General features: G+C 63.9%; 2 protein-coding genes and 1 pseudogene. All 3 read right to left on the bottom strand.

Annotated features, from left to right (window positions below):
• A partial coding sequence (locus tag AX708_RS08345) for an ArdC family protein (protein ID WP_233999629.1) occupies positions 1-733 on the bottom strand: 733 nt, incomplete at its 3' end.
• Positions 734-751: 18 nt separating this feature from the next.
• Entirely contained in the window at positions 752-2836 is a 2085-nt protein-coding gene (locus AX708_RS08340; protein WP_197426364.1) for a ParB/RepB/Spo0J family partition protein, read from the bottom strand.
• Between the two features lie 85 nt (positions 2837-2921).
• A pseudogene (locus tag AX708_RS08335) lies at positions 2922-6833 on the bottom strand (strawberry notch-like NTP hydrolase domain-containing protein); the annotation flags it as partial.
• Between the last annotated feature and the right edge of the window lie 55 nt (positions 6834-6888).

The following is a 6888-nucleotide window of genomic DNA, read 5'->3' as shown; positions in this document are numbered from 1 at the left end:
GCGCGCAAAGGCCATCGACTGTCCTCGAAATGAGGACACTTGCGATGTTACATACTTCGTGCGCTTTCGTCGCTACATATCCGTCCTCGCTGAGAAAGGCATTCGGCGACGGAAGCTGGATGAAGTCGCCGCCCGGCGTGTAGTAGGCGCGGTCGCCGCCGTGCCGGATTTCGGCCGGAATCGGTTCGAAGAACTTCGCGATGGCTTCGGCTTTTTCCGAAGGCGTCGGCGGCGCCTCGGGCACAGGGCTCGGGTAGAAGTGCGGCGGCAAGCCGTCGATCTGCGAAGCGTTGAACACGCTGTAGGCACGCATGAACCTGATCGTGCGCGATGATTCTTCGCCGCTCGCCTGGTCGATCTCGGTTTTCTTCGTGCTGTTGAAATAGATGCTCGGCTCGGCGGTTTCGCCCTTTCGGACCTGACCTCCGAGCTCCTGCGCCTGCCGGTAGGTCATCCAGTAGCGCGAGGCATGGCCATAGTGGTCGGCGACTGCCCAAAGGTATAGGCGGTTGATGCCCGTGTAAGGCACTCCTCCTGCACGCAGCGGCGCGCCGCCCATTCCCGTCTTCTTCCACGGCCTGCGCCAAGGCAGGGTGCCGGCTTCGATCGTGCGGATGATGAGGTTGGTGATTTCCTGCGCGACATCGCGCTTGGGTCCGCGGCGCATAAGCTCGCTCCTCTTTGAGAAGAAAAAAGGCCCGGCCGCTCGGGTGAGCGCGCCGGGCCAGGCCATCAGGAGGGGATCGCCGCGCTAGGCGCCGATCGCCGCTTCTTCGTCGGCGTCTTCGGGATCGTAGGTGTCGGCTTCGTCGCCGGTGGTATCGACCGGTTCGTGATCGTAGTCGCGCTCGTCGTTGCTGCTGTCCTCGTCGGTTGCGTCGGCAGGTTCGCTCGCCTGCTCATTGAGCGCGAACTTCATGCCCTCTGGCAGCCATGCGAGTGCGGCTTCCTTGACCTCCTGTTCGATGATCGCTTTGCCGGCGAAGATCGTCTCGCAAGTCTTGGATAGCTCGGCCTTCTTCGAGGCGGCATAGCGGGCCGCGAGATCGGCCCCGCCCACTTCGGTGAGAGCGGCAAGGCAGGAGGTCTTGCTGACCCGATCGAAGAAGTTTTCGGCGGTAGGGCGCCACATCTGCGCAACGTCGATATCGAGCATCGTTCCCAACACTGCGTGGATCGGATGGTACTCGGAGCCGTAGCCCTTCTTGGCTTCGAGCGAGATGGCGACCGCATAGGCGAGCCAGGCGGCCTTGGCGTCGTCCTCAAGTTCGCGGAAGGCGATGAATCGCTGCGCTGCCTCGGCAGGTTCTTGCCAGCTCTTGTCGAGCGCCTCGGCCGCTTCGGCGAGAATCGCCTCCGCACTTGATTGCGGTAGTTCGCCGGTGGCCGGGTCGTTCGGACGCCCGCCCTTGATCGCGGTGCCCTTGCTGTCATAGCTCTGCTTGTCCGCGAGCGCGAAGATCGCGAAGTCGAGCGCGAGGCCGGGATCGCCGAGAAGCGACGCGGACAGAATGTTGCGACGCTGCACCGACAATTCGTCGAACAGCCGCGCGCTGATCGGCTTCTCGGTGCCCGGCGCTACGGCTTCGGGCTTGGAGGGCGCGCTCGCGGCGCGTTTGCCCGAACCCGAGGTCGGTTCTTCAGCGGTGACCGTGACGTTGCCCTCCTCGTCCGTGTCGAAGGATAGCCGCTTTTCACTGTAGTAATCGGCCTCCAGGACCATCTCACCGCGCGTCGTCAGGACGAGGAAGCGACCCGCCTCGCTGCGCCATTCTTCGGGCAACTCGCGGACCGGATTATTGAGTTCGCTGCGTTCGGTGTCGAGCGCCTCGTACTCGGCCTCGAGCGCCTCGAAGTCGGCGTCTTCGGCCTCTTCGCCCTCTTCGAAGATGGCGCTGAGGTCATCCATGCGCGCATCGATCTCGTCGATGCGGACGCGGGCCTCCTGTGACAGCGGCGCCGGCGGCAGGCGTACGGGGTAGACGCCCATTTCGCTGCGCGCTTGCCAGGAGTTGGTCGAGGCAACCGGCGTGATCCATCCAAGTCCGGTTTCACCCGCGAGTCGCGTCGCCTCGGCCTCCATCGCCTCTCCGGCGAGCTTGTGCGCCACCTCGGTGTCGATCCAGCGGTCATCGGCCGCCTCGCTGAAGAGGTCGCGCTCGACGCGGCCCCCGGCAGCGACATAGGCATCTTCGCCGATCAGCATGGCGATGGGGTCATTGCCGCGCATGGATCCGTTTGCCACCATGCGGCGGATCGCGTCCGGGGTCGTGTTCCAGGCGGTGCGCATCTGCTGATAGACCCTCAGTTGCACCTCGTGCTGGTCGGTCGCGGCGTAGGCCTTGGCGATCTCGAGCGTCATCTCGCCGGCGGCAAGCGCTTCGAAGATCGGTTCGGCAAGGTTAGCGAGCCGCAGGCGTCCCTCGACGAAGCGCTGTGTGAGGCCGAATCGCTTGGCGACCCCGGCGATGTCGGTGCCTTCCTTGATGAAGTGCTCGAAGGCGCGGCATTCCTCGGCGGGCGTCATCCCGACCCGCTGGAAATTTTCGGCGAGCGAGGCTTCGCCGGCGTCTTCCTCGCTTCCCTCGAGGAGTTTGCATTCGATCTCGGTTTCGGTCGTCCACGCGCCGCGCTCGATGATCATCTCGATCGCACGCAGGCGGCGGCCGCCCGCGATCACCGCGAACTTTCCGCGCTTTTTGCTTTTGGTCACCAGCAGGTTCTGCAGCAGCCCGCGGGCCTCGATATCGGCCGACAGCTGGGCATCGTCGTCTTCGCTGCGCGTCTTGCGCACATTGGCGTCGCTCAGATAGAGCTTTGAAAAGGGAATCAGCATCGTCTTTACTCCTGATGTGCTCCCGGTCATCACCCGGGCACACACTCCCTCCCCCTCCCCTTTGTTCGGGTCGGGGCTGTAAGGGTTAGGCCGTTTTCAGCAGCTTGGCGAAGATTGCGGTCGCACCGCCGGTCGGAACGAAGACGCGGGTGCGGAAGCTGATGATTTCGGTGAAGCAGCCGATGGTCTTGAGCCAGGGCAGATGCTCGGCGGGTGCCCCGGCAATTTCGAACCGCTTTTCCCCCGCCACGCGCGAGCACTTGATGGTTGCCTCGAATGGCCTCCGGATCGGGACCGTGCGGCTTTCACCGAGCGCCTTTACTATCGTTTCCGGGGTAAGCTCGATCGCGGCGCTGATGTCGAACTTCTGGAGAAGATTGGCGACGTCGAGTTCATGGACGATCCGCCCAAGCCAGCTTCGCCCGTTTTCGTCCACGATCCGCTTGACCTCAAGATAGTCGATCGGCAGCGTCGACCAGATCGGAAGCAGCAGCCCTGTGGCTAGGTAGACTGTCTCGGTGCTCAGCTTCTCAGCCGCTTCGGCGACTTCTTCCTCCCAGCCCTTTTCGAATGTTCGCCGGGAGCATTCTTCCCAGGCGGATTCGGTAAGATCGTCGAAGTGATGGTATTCGCGGCGCAGCGGGCGGTGGAGAATCACGCGGCGGATCAGTTCTCCGCGCTCGGTCAAGAAGTGGCGCGAAGGTTCGGCGAGTGCGCACTTGCCGCTCTTCGCATTGTGCATGAGCATGCATCCGTCGGTGTAGTCGCGGCGCTCGAGCACGCGCTCCAGACCGATCGGGCGCGCCCGTGTCCGCAAGGCGAGTTGCAGGAGGTGCGAAGTCGCGCCTGTTCGCTCGTCCGTTCGAAGGATGATGTCCTCGACCACGTCGGCCTGTTCGACCTGCATGGTCTCGACACCGACATCGAGTGAGCCCGCCTCGCGCGCGGCGCTTACCCGGGCCTCGACCAAGCCCAGGAACTCGTCGAAGATTGCGTTCTGCATGCCGATCGGCAGCGCAAGAATCCGGTTGAGCCAGCGCTGGATCGGCGGAAGGTCCTCCTCGAGGATGCCGTCGTCCGAGACAATCTTGAGCCCGCTGCGGCGCTGGAAATCCGCCAATGTTGCGCTCTTGAGCTTGCCCTCGGCGAGCAGCGCGAACCAGGTGTGCAGCGCCGCCTTGGCATATTCGCTTTCGAGATTGTCGGCCGGATCGAACAGGTTCTGCCCGCCGGTCTGGCGTTGGCCGCGGGTGAGCGCCCCGAGGCTGTCGAGCCGCCGCGCGATCGTGCTGGTAAAGCGCAGTTCGCCCTTGCAGTTGGTCGTCACCGGTCGGAACAGCGGCGTGTTCGCCTGGTGAGTTCGGTGCGTGCGCCCGAGTCCCTGGATCGCCCGGTCTGCGCGCCAGCCCGGTTCGAGCAGGAAGTGAATGCGACGTTTCTGGCACTTGGCATCGAGGCTTGCATGGTATGAGCGACCCGTCCCGCCGGCATCGCTGAAGACAAGGATCGGCTTGTGTCCGTCCATGAACTGATCGGTCTCGGATTGGTTGGTGCGCGGCGAGCGGGTTTCCAGCTTCTGCTGGCCGTCCGCGCCGTTGATGAGACGCTTGGTTCGTCCGGTGACTTCGGCGACCTTGTGAGTGCCGTAGTGCTCGATGATCCCGTCGAGCGCGGGCCTGATCGGCGGCATCGCGCACAGGTGCTCGATCATCGCGGCGCGTCGTTCGATCGCCTGCTGGTTGTGAACTGGCTGCCCGTCTTCGTCGAACATCGGACGCGAGCATTCCTTCCCCGTGTCGTCGACGAAGACCTGCATTTGCTGCGTCGGAAAGGCGCGTTCCAGATATTCGATCACGGCATCGAGCGGGCTGAGGTCGAGGTCGAGATCGGCGCGATCTTCCGGCGACAGGCTGTCGAGCCGCCGGTCGAGGATGCTTTCGGCGGTCGAGACCAGTTGGACCACCACCACCTCGTCACGCTCGAGGTGATGGTTGATGGCCGCGATCAGGGTCGGCAGTTTCATCGAAAGAAGCAGCTGGTTGAAGAAGCGCTGCTTGGTGCTTTCGAACCGGCTGCGCGCCGCGGACTTCGCGCCGCTGTTGAGCGTCGCGCCGTCGATCTCGTCTACCACGCCGGTGAGTTCGAGCGCTTCTTCCATGTTCTGGTGGATGATCGCCCAGGCGTCTGCATAGGTGTCGTAGATCGCAATCTGTTCGGGCGTGAGGTCGTGCTTGAGGATCGCGTATTCCACGCCAGCGAAACTCAGGGCGCGTGCCTGGTAGAGCCCGAGCGCCTTCAGGTCGCGCGAGACCAGTTCCATGGCGGCGATGCCCCCTGCCCTGATCTGGGCGATAAAGTCCTCGCGGTTGGCGAAAGCGGTTCCCGGTCCCCACAGCCCGAGCCGGACGGCATAGGCGAGGTTGTTGACGTCGGATGCGCCCGTTGCCGAAGCGTAGAGGACGCGCGCGCTGGGAAGATTGTTCTGGAGCAGCACTCCGGCGATCCCCTGAAGCGAGCCGCTTTTTGCGCCCCGAGCACCCTCCCCGCCTGCGACGCCGCCCATCTCGTGGCTCTCGTCGAAAGCGATCACGCCCTCGAAGTCGTCGCCGGCCCAATCGAGCAGCTGCTTCAAGCGCGTTGCGTCCTGGCGCTGGCTGCGCAGCGTTGGATAGGTGACGAACAGGATCCCGTCGCGGAATGGAACCTCCTGGTCGATCTTCCAGTTCGACAGTGGCTGAATGTCTGCGGGCATACCGCCGATCGCGCTCCAGTCGCGGCGCGCGTCTTCGAGGAGGCTCTCGTTTTTCGAGACCCAGACAGCCTTGCGACGGCCGGCGAGCCAGTTGTCGAGGATGCAGGCGGCAATCTGCCTGCCCTTCCCTGCCCCGGTGCCATCGCCGAGGAAGTAGCCCTTGCGGTACTCTTTCCCGTTTTCGTCTAGCGTTAGGCCGACGCCCTCCTCGTTCGGAATGAAGAGACCGGCAAGATACTGGTCCCAGGCGTTACCGGCATAGATCACCGTTTCGATCTGGGCTTCGGAAAGCAGGCGTTCGGTGAGCACCCGTTCTTGCAGCGTTGGCACATAATGCGGGACGGGCGCGGGGATCGAGCCCATCGCCACACTCTCGACCAGCGGCGTGGGATGCTCGCTCGCCTTGGCAATTTCGACCCGGCTTGGACGGTAAGGCAGGTATACGCCGCTCTGTTCGCCCAGCGGCCTCGGCGCCGTCAGCGCCTCGAAGGCCAGCGGACCAACTCGTGGCTGCTCGACGATGCGCGAGGGCGCTCGAGTTTCCTTTGGTTTCGCGCGCATGGCCTTGAAGAGGCTCGCAGGCCTTGCCTTCGCGACGGGACTGGGCACCGGCGGCGCTTCAACTGTCTCGCACCGGGGGACCGGCGGAACTGTTTCGGCGATTGCGGCCACGGTTTCGCGGGCCAGGATCGTAGGCCGGATACGCCCCGGGATCTTGTCGATGACGTAGAGGCGAACGGCGACGCTAGTGCCCTGCTTGTGGTAGCATTTAGCTAGACGGATGGAGGACTGAACTGTGCAGGAGGCGAAGGTCTCGTCATAGATCCTGCCGAGCTTTGCGCTCGTCGTGAACCAGTCGGGCATGATGGCAACCACTCGCCCTCCCCCCGCAACCCGCCCGATCGCTGCTCGAAGGTGCCGTACGGCAGCGTATTCGTCCGCACCGCGGCCCAGCGAGCGGGAGAATGGAGGGTTCATCAGGATCAGCGTGGGGCGCACCGCAGGATCCAGCAGCGAGGAAAGCATTGCGCCATCAAAGCCTGTGATGCCTGCCTCGCGGAAGATCAGCGCGAGCTTCTCCCGGCGTTTTGGGTCGATTTCGTTGAGGTGGAGTGCCCGCACTTGCGGCAGCATCGCGACGAGCGAGCCGTGTCCGGCGCTGGGCTCGAGTACGATGTCGCTTTCTTTCGGCGCCGCCAGGCAAAGAGCGAGGGCGCCAAGATCGGCAGGCGTCGAGAACTGCTGGGGGTGACTACACGAAAGTGACGTATCTGCACGGAAAGGGCGAACGGATAGCGAA

The sequence above is a fragment of the Erythrobacter sp. CCH5-A1 genome, from assembly GCF_001557115.1.
In the GTDB taxonomy this organism is placed as follows: domain Bacteria; phylum Pseudomonadota; class Alphaproteobacteria; order Sphingomonadales; family Sphingomonadaceae; genus Erythrobacter.
The sequence above is the reverse complement of the archived record's forward strand: the minus strand, read 5'-3'. Positions and strand labels throughout refer to the sequence as shown.

Coding starts and splice junctions, on each gene's coding strand:
- AX708_RS08340 (WP_197426364.1), bottom strand. CDS start 2,836: ATGCTGATTCCCTTTTCAAAGCTCTATCTGAGCGACGCCAATGTGCGC.